At 68.8% G+C, this 15,930-nt stretch carries 9 protein-coding genes; 1 reads left to right on the top strand and 8 read right to left on the bottom strand.

The window, feature by feature from the left end; translation table 11 throughout:
* The gene (locus tag AC1DDA_RS21865) at window positions 1–2,151 is read right to left on the bottom strand and encodes a transglycosylase domain-containing protein (RefSeq protein WP_476797359.1); all 2,151 of its coding nucleotides are present in this window, start codon (window positions 2,149–2,151) and stop codon (window positions 1–3) included.
* Window positions 2,152–2,419: 268 nt separating this feature from the next.
* On the opposite strand from AC1DDA_RS21865, the gene AC1DDA_RS21860 reads away from it, so the two are divergent.
* On the top strand, window positions 2,420–2,812 hold the full coding sequence (locus tag AC1DDA_RS21860) for a DoxX family protein (protein ID WP_476797358.1): 393 nt from the start codon (window positions 2,420–2,422) through the stop codon (window positions 2,810–2,812).
* A 91-nt stretch (window positions 2,813–2,903) separates the two neighbouring features.
* Here the strand turns inward: AC1DDA_RS21860 and trxA are convergent, their stop codons facing one another.
* From trxA to AC1DDA_RS21825, 7 genes are all read right to left on the bottom strand, one after another.
* Complete coding sequence (gene trxA / locus AC1DDA_RS21855; RefSeq protein ID WP_038366779.1) at window positions 2,904–3,224, bottom strand: thioredoxin; 321 nt, start codon at window positions 3,222–3,224, stop codon at window positions 2,904–2,906.
* Window positions 3,225–3,341: 117 nt separating this feature from the next.
* A complete protein-coding gene (locus AC1DDA_RS21850) occupies window positions 3,342–3,998 on the bottom strand; it encodes a DUF1345 domain-containing protein (protein WP_476797357.1) in 657 nt (218 codons plus the stop codon).
* 116 nt (window positions 3,999–4,114) lie between these two features.
* Complete coding sequence (gene addA, locus AC1DDA_RS21845) at window positions 4,115–7,597, bottom strand: double-strand break repair helicase AddA (RefSeq protein WP_476797356.1); 3,483 nt, start codon at window positions 7,595–7,597, stop codon at window positions 4,115–4,117.
* Window positions 7,594–10,701 carry a double-strand break repair protein AddB gene (gene addB, locus AC1DDA_RS21840; protein WP_476797355.1) on the bottom strand — a complete coding sequence of 1,036 codons (3,108 nt, stop codon included), beginning with the start codon at window positions 10,699–10,701 and terminating at the stop codon, window positions 7,594–7,596. Before addB ends, addA begins: the two co-directional genes overlap by 4 nt.
* Complete coding sequence (locus tag AC1DDA_RS21835; RefSeq protein ID WP_476797429.1) at window positions 10,694–11,398, bottom strand: nucleotidyltransferase family protein; 705 nt, start codon at window positions 11,396–11,398, stop codon at window positions 10,694–10,696. Before AC1DDA_RS21835 ends, addB begins: the two co-directional genes overlap by 8 nt.
* A 169-nt stretch (window positions 11,399–11,567) precedes the next feature.
* Complete coding sequence (tsaE, locus tag AC1DDA_RS21830) at window positions 11,568–13,115, bottom strand: tRNA (adenosine(37)-N6)-threonylcarbamoyltransferase complex ATPase subunit type 1 TsaE (protein WP_476797354.1); 1,548 nt, start codon at window positions 13,113–13,115, stop codon at window positions 11,568–11,570.
* Window positions 13,112–15,529: a sensor histidine kinase gene (locus AC1DDA_RS21825; protein WP_476797353.1), complete on the bottom strand. Its 2,418-nt coding sequence runs from the start codon at window positions 15,527–15,529 to the stop codon at window positions 13,112–13,114. The genes tsaE and AC1DDA_RS21825 overlap by 4 nt, the downstream gene beginning before the upstream one ends.
* Between the last annotated feature and the right edge of the window lie 401 nt (window positions 15,530–15,930).

Below are 15,930 nucleotides of genomic sequence, written 5' to 3'. Positions count from 1 at the left end.
TCAGCCGCCGAAGAGCCGCTCGAAGAAGTTGCGCTCCTGCGGCGCCGGCTTGACCCAGGCGCGATCCGAGCTGGCCGGCTGGGCCGGCGCCGGAGTACCGGCATCGGCCACCGGCGCGCCGTCGCCGAAGATCGTCTTCGGCGCGCCCTGCCAGAGGCCTCCGGGCAGCGGAATGGGCTGCGCGCCGGCATGGGCGGCCTTCATGTACTTGCCCCAGATCTCGCCGGGCAGGCCGGCGCCGGTCACGCGCTTCATCTTCGAATTGTCGTCGTTGCCGACCCAGACGGCCGTGACGAGCTTGGCGGTGAAGCCGATGAACCAGGCGTCGCCGTAATCCTGCGTCGTGCCGGACTTGCCGCCGACCTGCCAACCCGGGATGTTGAACTTGCTGCCGGTGCCGCCGTTCATCACGCCGTTGAACATCGTGTCCATCATCGCGAGCTGTTGCGGCTGGATGACCTGGCCGAGACCCGCGGCCTTGCGAGCATAGACGACCTTGCCATTGGTCTGGCGCACCTCGCGGATGACATAGGGCAGCACCGACTGGCCGCCATTGGCGAAAGTGGCGTAGGCAGCGGTCATCTCCAGCGGCGTCACCTCCGAGGTTCCTAGCGCCAGCGACAGGTTCGGCTGCAGGGCCGAGGAGATGCCGAGGCGCTGGGCGGTGCGGACGACTTCCTTGGGCGTCACCTCCTGGATCAGCCGGGCGGCGACCGTGTTGAGCGAATGCTGCATGGCCGTCGCCAGCGTCACCGGACCGCGGAAGGTGCGGGAATAGTTCTCCGGCTCCCAGCCCTTGATCGACACCGGCGCGTCGTCGCGGATCGTGTCCGGCGTCATGCCTTTCTCGATCGCCGTGAGATAGACGAAGGGCTTGAAGGAGGAGCCCGGCTGGCGCCGCGCCGCCGTTGCCCGGTTGAATTGGCTCTTGGTGTAGTCCCGCCCACCGATCAGCGCGCGGATCGCTCCATCAGGCGCGAGCGACACCACCGCGCCCTGCGAGGCGTTGAGCTTCGCACCCTGTGCGGAGAGCGCATCGACCAGGGTCGTCTCGGCGCTAGCTTGCAGCTTGGTATCGAGGGTGGTGAGCACGGTCACGTCGCCCTCGACCGCGCCGATGAAGTCATCGAGCACGTCCATGACGTAGTCGGCGGCATAGTTGACCGAACCGGCGCCGACGCGCTCGGGCACCTCGGCCGGCGTGGTCAGCGCGGTCTTGGCCGCCGCCTGCGAGATGAAGCCCTGCTCGGCCATCGCCGAGATGACGAGCTGGGCGCGCTTCTCGGCAGCATCCGGGTTGCGGTTGGGCGCCAGGCGGGAGGGCGCCTGGACGAGGCCGGCGAGCATCGCCGCCTCCGCGATCGTCACCGAGCGCGCCGACTTGTTGAAGTAACGCTGTGCCGCCGCCTCGACGCCATAGGCGCCCGAGCCGAAATAGACCCGGTTGAGGTAGAGCTCGAGGATCTGATCCTTGGTGTAGGTTCGCTCCAGCCAGAGCGCCAGGATCGCCTCCTGGATCTTGCGGGCGGCGGTGCGCTCCTGCGTCAGAAACAGGTTCTTGGCGAGCTGCTGCGTCAGCGTCGAGCCGCCCTGCATGCCGCTCCGGCCGCGCAGATTGGTGACGATGGCGCGGGTGATGCCGACCGGGTCGATACCGAAATGCTCGTAGAAGCGTCGGTCTTCGATCGCGACGAAGGCCCTCGGCAGATAAGGCGGAATTTCGCCGATCGTGACGGTGCGCCCGCCGGTTTCGCCACGATTGGCGAGGAGCGAGCCGTCGGCCGCGAGAATCGCGATGTTCGGCGGTCGCTTGGGGACGGTGAGCTGATCGATCGGCGGCAGCTGCGAAGCGTGATAGGCGATGAACCCGCCGAGCCCGATGGCGCACCACAGGCCGAGCACCATCGTCCAGTAGAACAGCCCGCCGAGCAGCGAACGCCGCCGGCGCCCGCGGCGCTTGCCGCCACCTCCCCCGCCGCTGCGCTTGTTGCGCACGGGCTGGCTGCGCGGCTGCGGGCGCGGCGCAGCGCGGTGGCGGTGAAGCGGGCGATCGTCGTCAGAAACGCGCATGTCGAATTCGTCGCGGCTCGCGCCGCTCTCGTCGTCGAAGGACGGCTCGCGCCGCTCGCCCCGTTTGGTCCGGTCGTTCATCCTGCCCCGTTTCGGCCGACACGCCGCCTTCGCAAATGCGGTCAGGTCACACAGGATTCAAACATGGCGCTTTTAAGGGACGGTTAAGGGTGCGGCGCGGCAAGGAGGACACATCCATCGCGAGAACGTGACCAAACTTGCAAATGCGCAAACGAAATCGTCATCGAACGGGATATTGCGCAGAATCTGAAGCCCTGCCTACAAGCCGGGCGGGAAACGCGCAGGAACCTATCGTCTTTCGTTTCGTTTTCTCCGACAGAGGACACAGATGAACTCGCTCAATCGCTATGCGCCGCATGTACTCGGCCTGCTGCGTATCGTCACCGCACTGATCTTCATACTGCACGGCACGCAGAAGCTCTTCGGCTTCCCGGCCCCACCGGCCAGTGGCGCGCTGCCATCGGCCTTTACGCTCATGTGGTTCGCGGGCGTCCTCGAAGTCGTCGGCGGCCTGCTGATGCTGGTCGGCTTCCAGACCAGGATTGTCGCCTTCGTCCTCTCGGGCCAGATGGCCTTCGCCTACTGGATGGCGCATGCGCCGAAGAGCCTCTACCCGGCTCTCAACGGCGGCGACGCCGCGATCCTCTACTGCTTCGTCTTCCTCTACTTCGTCTTCGCCGGCTCGGGCGCCTTCGCGGTCGACAAGCAAAGCCGCGCCTGAGAACCAGAATTCAAAGGCCTCCGGCTCGACGAATCGAAAAGGCCCGCTTTCAACCGAAAGCGGGCCATCTTCATAAGGAATTCGCGAGAGCTCAGACTGCTGCCGAAATCCAGCGCGACAGATCGCTCTTCGGCGCGGCGCCGACCTTCTGCGAGGCGAGCTTGCCGTCCTTGAACAGCATCAGCGTCGGGATCGAGCGAATGCCGAACTGCGCCGGGATCTGCTGATTCTCGTCGACATTCATCTTGACGATCTTGACCTTGCCGTTGAGCTCGGTCGCGATCTCCTCGAGCGCCGGGCCGATCATGCGGCAGGGGCCGCACCATTCCGCCCAGAAATCCACCACAACCGGCTCGGACGACTTCAGGACATCGGCCTCGAAGCTCTGATCGGTTACCTTGCTCGTTGCCATGACTGGCCGCCTTTCGGTTTCAACGGGCGGCAGTGCCACCCTTCGCCAGCGAAGCTATGAACGCCCGCCCCTCTGGTCAAGGCGCGTGCATCGCAGGGCTGAGGCGAGGCCGGCGCGTCACGAGCCGCCCGAGACCAGGCTCGCGCCGACATTGATCGCCATGGCCAGGATCGAGGTGTTGAAGACGAAGGCGAGGACGGAATGCAGCAGCACGACGGCGCGCGCCTGCCGCGTCGTCACGCCGATGTCCGAGGTCTGCGAGGTGCAGCCGATCGTGTAGGAGAAATACAGGAAATCGACGTAGTTCGGGTCGGTCTTGCCCGGAAAATCGAGGCAGGGCTTGGCCTTGCCACCGCGATAGTAGATGCCGGCGTAGTGCAGCGTGAAAAAGGCGTGCAGCAGCGTCCATGAACACAGGATCGTGACGCCGCCCAGTGCGAGATGGGAGCCGCGCTCGCCGGCCGGAACCGCCCCGATCCCGCTGAGCTGAACCACGATGGCGACCAGGCTGGCGCTCGCCGCCAGGCAGGCGATGATGAGGATGGCGAAGGCGCCCTCGTCCTGCCGCTCGGCCCGCGCCCTGATCTCGTCGACGGTCTCGGTGAACATCGTCGAGCCAAGCAGGCCGAGATAGAAGATCGCGCCGGCATCCCAGGCAACCAGGAAGCGCGTTGCCCACCGCCAGTCGCCGGGTAGCAGCACCGTCAACCCCACCCCGGCACCCAGGGCCGCCAGAAGCCGCGGACGCAGCAGCAGGGATGGCAGGAGCTTCATGGCCGGGACGATCCCTAGAGCATTTTCGAGCGAAGCGGACACCGATTCGCGTGAAGAAAATGCAATAAAACAAAGAGATAGAGCACTTCCGCGTTTCGGAGAAGCGCGGAAGTGCTCTAGGAGAGGCCGACGCTATCGTTCGCCGCCGTACCGGCCAAGGCGAGAAGCGCCGCGTCGAGTTGCGCGGCAGCAAGCTCGAAATGGGCGAGATTCGCGGTGTAGACGACCAGCGCCCGGATTGTCCGACCCGGATAGATCTCCCGCATCAGCGCGGCATAGGCCGCGAGCTGCGCCAGCGTCCCGGCCGAAATCGCATCGGCTCGCTCCGGCGGCCGGGCCGTCGTCTTGAAATCGGCGATGACGACGCTGTCGGCCGTGACGGCCAGGCGGTCGATCCGGCCCGATACCGCGCGCACCGCACCGTCCGGCAAGCGGATGGCGCCGGCAACGGGCACCTCGGCCAGCGCCCCTTCGGCGAAGAGTGCGGCAAGGGCGGGCTCATCCAGCAGAGCAAGCGCCTGGGCGACGATGCGGGCTCGCCGTTCCGGGGGCAGCGCGCCGCCGCGCGCCTGCGCCAGCGCCTCGGCCGCCCCGGCGCGACGCTCGACCGGCCCATCGGGCAGGAGTTGGAGCAGGAGATGCGCCAGCCGGCCGGCGGCAGCCGCCTCGGCGAGGAACGGGCCGTCGCCCGGCCGCTCCTCGCCATCGGCTGCGGAGAGGGCGTTCGACGGCTTCAACGGCGGCGCGGGCTCGGCCTCGCGCACAACCGGCTTCGTCAGCCAGATGGGCGGCGCCAGGGCCGGCTCGCCTCCAGGAGCTTCGATCTCCTCGCCCATCGAAACAGGCGGCGTGACGGAGAAGCGCAAGACCGCCTCCTCGCCCTCGCCGATCTGGCGCAAGCCCGCCTCCGACTGGGCGAGCCCTTCCGCAATCATCGCGTACCAGCTTCCGGCCGGCGCCTCGCCTTTGGGCTGCGCGCCGCAGACGATCAGCCGATCCTCGGCGCGGGTCATGGCGACATAGAGCAGGCGGTGATGCTCCTCGACCATCTGCGCGACGACGATGGCCTTGGCCGCTGAGGTCGCCTGCGTGTCCTCGGCGCTCGCCGGTGGCCAGATCGGGACGAGGCCCGTGCGCAGCGCCGGCACGGCGAGGATCTTCGGCAGGCGCTTGGCGCCGGGCTCGACGCCGAGATCGGCGAGGATCACGATCTTCGCCTCGAGTCCCTTCGAGCCATGGACGGTCATGACACGGACCTCGCCGGCACTGGCCGAGAGGTCGCGCTTCACATCGGCGGCGCTGCCGGTGACGTGCTGGAGGAAGCCGGCGAGCGAGGGGCCGTAGCGCCGCTCATGGTCGAGCGCGGCGTTGAGGAAGGCATCGAGCGCATCGCCCGCTTCAGCGCCGAGCCGGGCCAGAGCGAGATTGCGCCCGCCGCCGGGGCCGAGCAGCCCGGCGAAGAAGCGGAAAGGGCCGGAACGGCCGGCCTCGCGCGCCCAGCCGGCGAGCTTGGCTTCGGCAGCGGCATAGCGCAGCTCGCTCGCCGCAGCTTCCTGCAGGGCAGCTCGGAGCGAACCCGTGCGGCCGGGCGCGAGCCGCAGCAGATCGTCGTCGTTCAAGTCGATCAGCGGCGTCTTCAAAGCGGTGGCGAGCGTCAGGTCGTCGTCCGGCAGCAACAGCGCCCGGCCGAGCACGACGAGATCCTCCACCGCCGGATGCTCGGCCAACGTCAGCCGGTCACGGCCGGTGACGGGCACGCCGGCATCCTTCAGGGCCTTGACGATCGCCTCGAAGAGAGCGCCGCGCTGGCGCAGCAGGATCATCACGTCGCCGGCGGCGAAGGGGTTGCCGCGGTCGTCGCGGCGGTCGCGATGCCAGCGCTGTAAGGTCCGTGCGATGCGTTCGGCGAGCTTTACCGTGCCGCCGCGCCGCTCCGGCGCGTCGACCGGCGTGGTCCAGGCGTCCGGCGGCTCGCCGGTGTCGTTGGCAGCTACAGGCCAGATATCGACCGTTCCGGGCGCGCTGCGGCGCACCGTGTCGTGCATCTCCGGCCGTGCGGCGCCGTCGAAGACGAGACCGCGCGCATGGTCAGGCAAGGCGAAGACCGCATCCACCGCTTGCATGATATCCGGTGCCGAGCGGAAGGAGGTGTTGAGGCTGATCGCCTCGAAGGCGAGTTCCGCCTCCGCGACGCGCCGGCCGAGCGCCCGGCGCTCCTCACTGAAGGCGGCGGGCGCGGCACCCTGGAAACCATAGATCGACTGCTTCTCGTCGCCGACGACGAAGATCGTCCGCGGCTTCGGCCTGAGGTCGCCGCCGCCGGTGAATTCCTCGGCGAGCTTGCGCAGGATCGCCCATTGCGCCTCGCCGGTGTCCTGCGCCTCGTCGAGCAGAATGTGGTCGATGCCGGCGTCGAGCTTGTAGAGCACCCAGGCCGCCTCGACGCGCTCCAGCAGCGAGCGCGTCCGGGCGATCAGGTCGTCATAATCGAGCAGCGAGCGCAGGCTCTTCTGGCGCTGGTAGGAGGCAAGCATGCGCGTCACCAGCAAAGCGAGCGCCGCGCTGCGGTCGCGGATCGCGATAGCGTTGACCGCGTCTGCCGCCGTCAGCAGGCAGGCGGCGAGAGCCTCCAGCGTCGCCAGCACGGCGCCGTCGAATTCGGATTTGCCCTTGCCGCGGATGTTTGCATTGATCGTGCCGGCCTCGGTGATGAAACCGCGCCTACAGAAGGCAATGGGGTCGCCGTCGTCCTGCCCGGCAAGCAGGGCGCGCAGATTCGCGGCGAGGTTCTGACGCGTCGCGCTGCCGGCCTGCAACGCCTCGATCAGCGCTTGCAAACCCGGCAAGGCGGCGAGCTCGGCGCGGAACTGGCGCTTCACCGTGTCGGCATCGAGATCCGCGGCGATGCCGAGGAAGGCGGCGATGCCTGCTTTCATCACAGCAGGGTCGCGGGCACGGCCGTTCTCGTCACTGAACAGCGCGCGTTGGCGCAAAGCCTCCTGCACCATCGTCTCGAAGGAATCCTGCGCCGCGAGCTGCGCCAGCAGATCGAGCGCGCGGGCCTCCGCTCCGCCCGGATTCGCGGCGACCAAGGCCAGCAATTCGCGCCGCGCCTCGCGCAGCATCTCGGCCTGGGCGAGATCATCCGCCACCTCGAAGCGCGGCGGCACATTGGCCTCGAAGGGCGCGGCCTGCAGCACGCGGGTGCAGAAGGCGTGGATCGTCTCGATGCGCAGCCCGCCCGGCGTCTCCAGCGCCTCGGCGAAGAGGCGGCGCGCCTTGGCGCGCTCTACCGCAGCGGGAACGCGACCGGTCAGATTGGTCAGTTCTCTGGCAAGGACGGCCTCGTCCAGCGTCGCCCAGGTGCCGAGCGCCTTGAAGATGCGGTTCGCCATGTTGGCGGCGGCCGCCTTGGTGTAGGTGATGCAGAGCATGCGGCTCGGCTGCACACCGTCGAGCAGGAGCCTGAGGACGCGGTTGACCAGCACATGGGTCTTGCCGGAGCCCGCATTGGCCGAGACCCAGGCCGAGAGGCCGGGATCGGCGGCCAGCGATTGGCGCTGGTTGGTCAGCGGCGGGACGATCCAACCCGGCTTCACGCCTCGCCTCCTTCGTCGCCGCCGGGTGCGGCCGACCATTCCTTGACCCGGGCGAGGTGGTCATAGGGGCTGGCGTAGCGGATGTAGTCCGGCGCGCGGCGGGAGACATAGGCCTCGCGGCCGGAGCGCAAGGCATCGAGGTGCTTGAGCAGGTTCTCGAGATGGCGCGCCGCGACATCGGCCAGCGGCTCACCGTCGAAATCGAGCGGCTTGTCCTTGGCCCAGCCCTTCGGGTCGTGGTGGAGCTTCATGTAGATGACAGCCTCGACCGGCGTCGGCCCCGCGAGCCCCTTGAAGCCGGAGCGCGCCGCGAGCTCGGCTTCCAAGGTCAATTGCGGTGCGAATCCTTTTTCGACCTGCGCCTTGCTCGGCGGCGCACCGGTCTTGAAATCGACGATGCGCAGCGCCGGCTCGCGCGTCAGTTCGATGCGGTCGGCGCGGCCGCTGAGCCGGAATTCGCTGCCGTCGGCCAGCTTGAAACTCGCCCCGGTGAACAGCTCGACGCCGATGCGAGCGATAACGGGCCGTCGGCGCTCCTCCCAGCGGATGTAATGCCCGGCCGTCAGCAGGAAGCGCGGCCACCAGAAAGCGCGTACCTCCGGCACGTCGTCGAAGTCGCGGAACAGCCTGTCGCCGATGGCGATAAACTGTCCCAACGCGTCCGCCGGCAGTTGCTCGGGATAGGTCGCGGTGAAGCTCTCGACGATATCGTGCAGCAGTCGGCCACGATCCTGCGCGGTCGGATCCTCGATCAGCGCGTCGAGCGCATCGAGCTTCAGGATCTTGCGGGCGTGGATCTGGTAGGGGTCGCGATAGAGCGTCTCGACCTCGGTGACGCTGAGCGAGAGCGGCTGCAATGCGCGCGGCGGGCGCGGCGCCGGCCGCGCGACCGGCTTCGCGGCTGCGGGGGCGCTCAAGAGCGCAGCGAGCCCGCGCAGGCGGTCCCCGTCCGTGCGCGCCCTGCTCCACGCCTCCTTCGGCGTCACCGCCTGCAGGCGCTGCCAGAAGCGCGAGGCGATGGTCTCGGCCTCGCCGACCTTGCGCGGCCGCGTCAGCGTGATCTCGCGCGCCATCAGCGCCTGAACGAAATCATGCGCGGTCTGGCCGATGCGGCGCTCCGGCGGCGACAAGCCGAGCTCGGCGCGCATCGGCCGGTTGATGAAGGAATCGGTCGTGGTCTGCGGCGGCCAGACCGTCTCGTTCAGGCCGCCGAGCACGACATGATCGGCTTCGAGCAGGCGCGCTTCGAGCAGACCCCAGATCGCCACGCGCGGATGCCCCGGCGTCGCCCGCTTGACCGCTCGCTCGGCGAGCAGGCCGTCGAGAATCGCGACGAAATCCTGCGGCCGTCCGCCGGGCGGCATGACGTCCTTCGCCCCGTCGAGATCGTCGAACAGCCCGGCCAGCGCCTCGCCGTCAGGGCCGACGAAAGCGAGCGGCGTGCCGGCCTCCGTCGCGCTGACAGCGGTGACGGCCGCCCGTGCGGCTGCTGCGACCACGGCAAGCGAGGGCTCCCCGAGGAAAAGCGCTTCGAGCAGCGGCGCGCTGGCTGCTTCCAGCGCATGGAGCACGCTCGCCGCAGCGGCTGCATCCTCCCCCGTCAAACGCTTGCGCGGGCCGGGAACGTGTCCGGCTTGGCGCAGCTCGTTCCACTGAGCGAGCGCGACATGCAGGCCCGCCAGCCCCCGGCCGACGGCATTGCCGCGCCAGCAGCCAATTTCCAGAGCCGCGGCGCCCCGCGTCAGGGCTTCCCGGCTCAAGCCCAGCCGGCAGAGCGGATGACCGAAGAGCGGGACGAGCGAGGCCGGGGTCATATGTCCCAAGGCCGCTTCAAGGATCAGCCGCAGCAGCGACCCGGCCGGCCATCGGCCGAGCGGCTGGCCCGCGGAATCATCGACCTCGACGCCCCAGCGCGCCAGCTCGACGGCGACGCGCTCCGCAAGGCCGCGATCCGGCGTGACCAGCGCGGCCCGCGCCTGCGGCCGCTCCAGCGTCTCGCGCAGTGCGATGGCGACAGCGAGCGCCTCCTCGCGCTCGTCGGCCGTCTCGACGATACGCAGTCCGGTGAAGCCTGCTTCCGCCTCGCCGGGCGCGAAGCGCTGGCCGAGGCTGGCCCAGAGTTCCGTCACCGAGGCCGGCAGCATCGCCTCGCGCAGCAGCTCCCGCCGTGCATGGCGTGCGGCGTCGGGCACAGCGAGTTCGCGGACATCGGCGCGCTCGGCTCGAAGCGTCTCCATCAGCTGATGCAGCGCCGCCTGTGGATGCGACGGGGCGGGTTCCTTGGCGATGGCGTTCCAGGCGCGCTCGTCCAGTCCGAGATCGAGGCCGGGCAGGATCACCGCGCCGCTTGGAAGCCGAGCGATGGCCGAGAGCAGCCGCGCCGTGGCCGGGACGGTGCCGGTCGAGCCTGCGGCGATGATCGGCCCCCTCGCCCCGCCCGCGAGCAAGCGCTCGCGCTCGGCTGCCAGCATGCGATTGCGAAACTCGGCCGGGTCGACGGCGCCCTGATCGGCAAGGATCTGCGGCCAGGCTTCGCCGAGGATGGCGAGGAAGCTGGCATTGAGCTGCCAGACCCTGTCGAAACGGGCGGCGTCGAGGCCGGCGAGCTTCTCGACCGGCACGCCTTCGGTCTGCATCTGGTCGAGCAGGGCGGCGAGATCGCCGGCGAGTCCATAGGCCTCCGCCAGCGTGGCCGGCACCAGCGACGGCTCGGAAGGGTCGAGCCTGAGATGATTGCGGTTGGCGGTGCGACCCCAGGCATCGACGAGCCGGGTCAGCAGCATGCGGCGCTGCAGCGGCTCGACCGGAGCAAGACGCTCGCCCGTCCAGGCACCGGAGCCGATCAGCGCCGTCTCGGCTTCGTCGACATCGCCGAGCGGAACGATGCGCGGCAGCAGCAGCGGCTTGCCGCCGAGCTTCTCGGCCAGGATCGCGGTGAAGGCGCGGGCGGCGCGGCGGGTCGGCAGGTAAAGCGTGGCCCGTGCCATCGCGGCCGGATCGGCCGGGTCGTGGACGGGCCCCAGCCGCCCATCCAGCATCGCCCCCGCAAGCACCTCTAGGAAGGGTGCGCCGGCGGGTATGCTGAACAGGTTGAGCTCAGGCATCGACCGGCTGTGCGGCGAAGGCAGCCTCAGCCGGCGCGATTGCCTCGGGCGTGCCGACATGCAGCCAGCGCCCCTCCAGCACCTCGCCGAACAGGCGGCCGCGGGCGATGGCGCGATCGAAGAGCAGGTTCAGCGAGAACGGCCCCTCGGGCGTCTCGGCGAAGAGCTCCGGCTTCAGGATGGCGACGCCGGCATAGACCCAGGGTGCGCTCGCTGCCGCGCCGCGACGGGTCAGGCGGCCGTCCTCTCCGAGGAAGAAATCACCGGCGCCGTCGAAGCCGAGGCTGGTCTCGCGCTCGGCGAGCAAAAGCAGCATGTCCATCCGCCCGGGATTCCAGGCTTCGGCCATCGCCTGCATGGCGGGCCGCCCGCTTTCGCGCCAGAGCGCATCGGAATTGACGTGGAAGAACGGCGCGGCGCCGAGCAGCGGCAGCGCCTTCTTCACGCCGCCGCCGGTCTCGAGCAACTCGGTGCGCTCGTCAGAGATGGTAATGTGCGGGGTGGTGCGTCCGGCGACATGCGCCTCGACCTGCCCGGCGAGATGATGGACGTTGACGACGGCCTCCTCGACGCCGGCATCCGCCAGCCGGTCGAGCATATGGTCCAGCATCGTCTTGCCGCCGACCTTCACCAGCGGCTTCGGCAGCGTGTCGGTGATGGGGCGCATGCGCTGCCCGAGCCCGGCCGCCAGCACCATCGCCCGGCGGATCGGCAGCGAAGCGGTTGAAGTCACGCGAATCTCCCGAAGCGGACGGATGGCCATCCATAGCGTGTCATGGTCGGGCTTGTCCCGACCATCCACGTCTTCAAGGCCGTGTTCGAAGCGCGGATGCTCGCCCCTGGGGCGAGCATGACGAAGAGCCCGGTCACTCCGTCTCGAACAGCTTGGGCATATGGGCCTGATACCAGCCCTTCAGCTCTTCGAGGGCGGGGTGTTCGAGGTTGCGGCGCAGATAGGTCTCGATGCGCGGCAGATGCTTGAGGTAGTCCGGCTTGCCGTCGCGCTTGTCGAGCCTGGCGAAGATGCCCGCGATCTTGGTGTTGCGCTGGGCGCCGAGGATCGCATAGGCGCGGGCGAAACCGGCGAGGTCGAAGTCGGGCGCCTCAGTGCGCCGGGCTGCGCCATAGGCAGCCAGCAGCCTCAGTTCCAGCGAGGCGGGAACATCGACGCGCGCATCCTGGCCGAGCGCCGCGAGATCATAGGCGGGGTGACCGAGCACCGCGTCCTGGAAATCGATCAGACCGAGCTTGGCGAGGCCCTCGCGCCGTTCCAGCCAGATCAGGTTCGGCGAATGAACGTCACGCAGCGTCCAGGTCGTGGGCTGGGCGAGGATCTCGTCGAAGAGCTTGTTCCAGATGCGGGCGAATTCGGCCTGCGTCACCGCCGGCAGGGTGACGCCGGCGATATGCGGGGCGTACCATTCGAGGATGAGCTCGGTTTCGATCGCCAGCGCCTGCCGGTCGTATTCCGGGATCGCATGGTCTCGCCCCTCCGCCACCGGCAGGATCGCCGGCAGGGTGTGACGGTGGAGGTCGGCGAGCAGCCTGGCGGCGGCTTCGTAACGCTCGGCGATCGGCCGACGCTCGGCGTCGATCACGCCCTCGTTGCCGAGGTCTTCGATGACGAGCAGGCCGGTGTTCAGATCCTCGGCGAAGATCTCCGGCGCGGAGTAGCCCAGCGAGCGCAGGCCGCGATCCATCGCGACGAAAGCGTCGACGTCCTCGGCGAGGTGAGCCAGCGTGCTGTAGGGCTTGCCGAGGCGGATCGGCGGGCCGTCGGGACGCGGCGGCGAGATCATCAGCACGGCGGTCTCGCCGGTTGGCTGCGTCAGCCGCTCATAGGCGCGCGTCGAGGCGTCGCCCAGCATGAAATCGCGGCGCGCGCCGCCCCAGCCGGAAGCGTCGAGCAGGCGGCGCGAGGCCACGGCGATGGCGAGCCGCTGCTTCCAGAGCACGCCGCCCGAGAGATCGGCAATGCGGCCGGTCTCCGGATTGTCGGGATCGACGTCGAGCACGATGTCGAGCCTGCGACCTGCGGGCAGGCGCGTGCCGGCGCGGTCCGGCCACTCGACCAGCGTGATCAGCCGCTCGACATCCTCGATCAGGCCGATGTCGTCGAGCTCGTCCGGCGAGCGCACGCGGTAGAGGTCGGCGTGCAGCACGAGGCCGCGCCGGGTGTCGTAGCTCTGGACGAGGGTGAAGGTCGGGCTCGGCGCCTCCAGCGCGGGATCGTCCGCGAGATCGCGCAGGATGGCGCGGGCCAGCAGCGACTTGCCGGAGCCGAGATGGCCGGAAAGCGCGACGATGTCGCCCGGTTTCAGGATCGCGGCGATGTCGGCGGCGAGACGCAGCGTCGCCGCCTCGTCCACCAGCACGAGCCGGTGCAGGCCGGCCTTGCGGGCTTCTTCCGTCATTCAGCGGCGTCCGACAGCGGCATGCCCTGGGCCGGGAAGATGGCCGTCACCTTCGTGCCACGGCCCGGCGCGGAGTCGATCTCGACATGGCCGCCATGTAATTCGACGATGGACCGGACGATCGATAGCCCGAGGCCGACGCCACGATGGCTCGAGCCGAGAGAATGGCTCTCGAAGCGCTCGAAGACCTTCTCCATGACCTCGGCCGGGATGCCGCGGCCCTGATCGGCCACGGTGATACGGATGTCGCTGCCCTGCCGCGTCGCGCTGACGGCGACGGCCTGGCCGGGCGAGGAGAAGCCGATCGCATTGGAGAGCAGGTTGAACAGCACCTGTCGCAAGCGCTTGCCATCCGCGCGCAGCGGCCCGGTGCGCGGATCGATCTCGACCTTGAGCTCCAGCCTGCTGTCGGTCAGCCGGTCGTGCAGCCCGGCCGCGGCCTGGGCGATCGTATCGGCGACGTCGACATCCTGGATCTCCAGCGTCAGCGCACCGTTGTCGATGGTGGCGAGGTCGAGAATGTCGTTGATGATGGCGAGCAGCGCGCCCGATGAGCGCACGATATGCGAGGCATAGTCGCGCTGTTTCTCATTGAGCGGGCCAACCGTTTCGGTGCCCAGCAGCTGGGCGAAGCCGATGATGTTGGTCAGCGGCGAGCGCAGCTCGTAGGAGACGTGGTGGACGAAGTCCTCGCGCAGCCGCGAGACGCGCTCCAGCGCCTCGTTCTTCTCGGTCAGCGCCCGCTCGACATTCACGCTGGCGGTGACGTCGGCGAAGGAAATCAGCGTCGCGCCGTCCGGCAGCGGCGCGGCCGCCATGTCGAGCACGGTGCCATCGCGTCGCTCCATCCGGCTGCGATAATCCTCGCGCGCATCGCGCACGCCGGTAACGACGCTGTGCAGCTCGCTCCAGACCTCGTCCTGCGGGAAGAGCGGCCGGCACAGCCGAATGACCTCGTCGATATGCGGGGTGCTGGCGGCGAGGTCGCCGCCCTGGATGCGCCAGGACTGGGCGAAGGCGGGGTTGGAAAGCTTGAGCCGCCCGTCCGAGCCGAACACGGCAACGCCTTCGCGCAACGAATCCAGCGTCTCGCGCTGGGTGCGGGAGAGCGCGTTGAAGCGCGATTCGAGCGTGAAGCGCTCGGTGACATCGTCATAGAGATAGGTGACGCCGCCCTGCGGATTGGGGCTGGCGACGACATGGATGGTGCGCCCGTCCGGCAGATACCACCAATCCTCGCTGGCGCGCGTCGCGGTGTAGGCAGCCTGGGCCGCCGCCTTCCAGCTGCGGTAGTCGCCGAGTTCGGGCAGGCGCCGCTCGGCCCGGAGCCGATCGAGGATTTCGCCGTCGGTCGGCAGACCGTCGAGGAAGCCGCCGTCCAGCGACCAGAGCGTGTCGAAGCCGGAGTTGCGGTAGACGAGGCGCTGCGAGCCGTCGAAGACCGCAACCGCCGTCTTCAGCCGGTCGAGCGTGCGGACATGGGCATCCATCTGGCGCTGAAGATCGGCCCGAACCGCTTCCAGCTCGCTCATATCCGTGGCGAACCCGGCAAAGCCCGTCGCAACCGGCAGCTCGACGATGTCCAAGGTCCGGCGCTGGCCCGCGACAACCGCCGGAGCCCGTGCCGTAAAGGGGCTGCCTTCGCGCCGCGCCCGCGTCGCCGCCTCGCGCTCGGCCCGGTCGAGCAGCTCGAGACCGCCCTTCACCGCGCTCGCCGCATCGCTGGCCTCGACAGCCCGCGCATAGGCTCCGTTGACCCATGTCAGGCGACCATCGGCGTCGCGCATCCAGGCCGGGTGCGGGAGACCCGCGAGCAAATGGGCGAGCGCCGCGTGATCCGCCGTGACGCGCTCCAATTCGCCGCGCAGCGTCATGACCTGCGCCCGCTCGCCGGTAACCTCGCGGAAGCGGATGACGGCCCGGCCCGCCACGGGCCGTCCCTCGATATCGATGAAAGGTCCGGCCTTGCTGCGCAAAGTGACCGTGAAAGCCTCTCCGCGTTCCTTCAGCGCGTCGGTGGCGAGTTCCAGCCGCTTGGCGTCGGCAGGAGCCGCCCAGCTGCCATAGGCCAGTGCGAGAGCAGCTCCTGGAGCGCCGAGAAAGCCACTGTCACCCTCGAAAACCGGCTGCGCGTCCCGCCCGTTCCAGCTCACGACGACTTGCGGGTCAGCTCCCAGAAGGATCGAGAGTCGCTCCTGATGGCTGCGCGCGGCTTCGAGATCTGCCGCCAGCTTGGCTTCGCGCTTTTGCCAGCGGGCGCGCTCGCGGACATAGAGAAGCGAGGTCGTCGCGGCGAAGACCGTCAGTCCGGTGAGCGTCAGCGAAAGCGCGCCCGTGCTCATCATGTCGACCCGCATCGGCGCCAGCCAGTGATCCTGCGCAAAGGCGGGGGCGGAAGCGACCGAAGCGGTCAAGGCAGGCAGCAATGCGCGCGGAGTCCAGTCCCCAGCCCGCCTCTGTTGCCTCAACCGTCTCATCCTGCGCCCATCATCTCGCGGCGGCCGCAGCCGCCATATCCGCCACACTCGTCGGAATCGGCTTGGAGAGCCGGCGGAAACCGCCGTCTCGAGGGCCGATGCACGCGCACCACCACGCCAATCACATCAGAGCTTTGATCCGTTCCGCGCCATGGCGGAAGCCCGAATCACCCCCACTGTAATCATCGGTGGAGTCCGTCAGGAAGTGCTTAATCGCCGGTAAATGGAGAGATTTTCGGGCAGCCCGGTTCACCGAGAGCAGAATATCAAGAAATAGCCTCAAAATCGGCTCGACCTACAATTTGTAGTATCGCGCTGCGTGATTCCATAATGGCACA

It is taken from the genome of Allobosea sp. 10N428, assembly GCF_056394545.1.
This window is presented reverse-complemented; position numbering and strand designations above follow the sequence as displayed.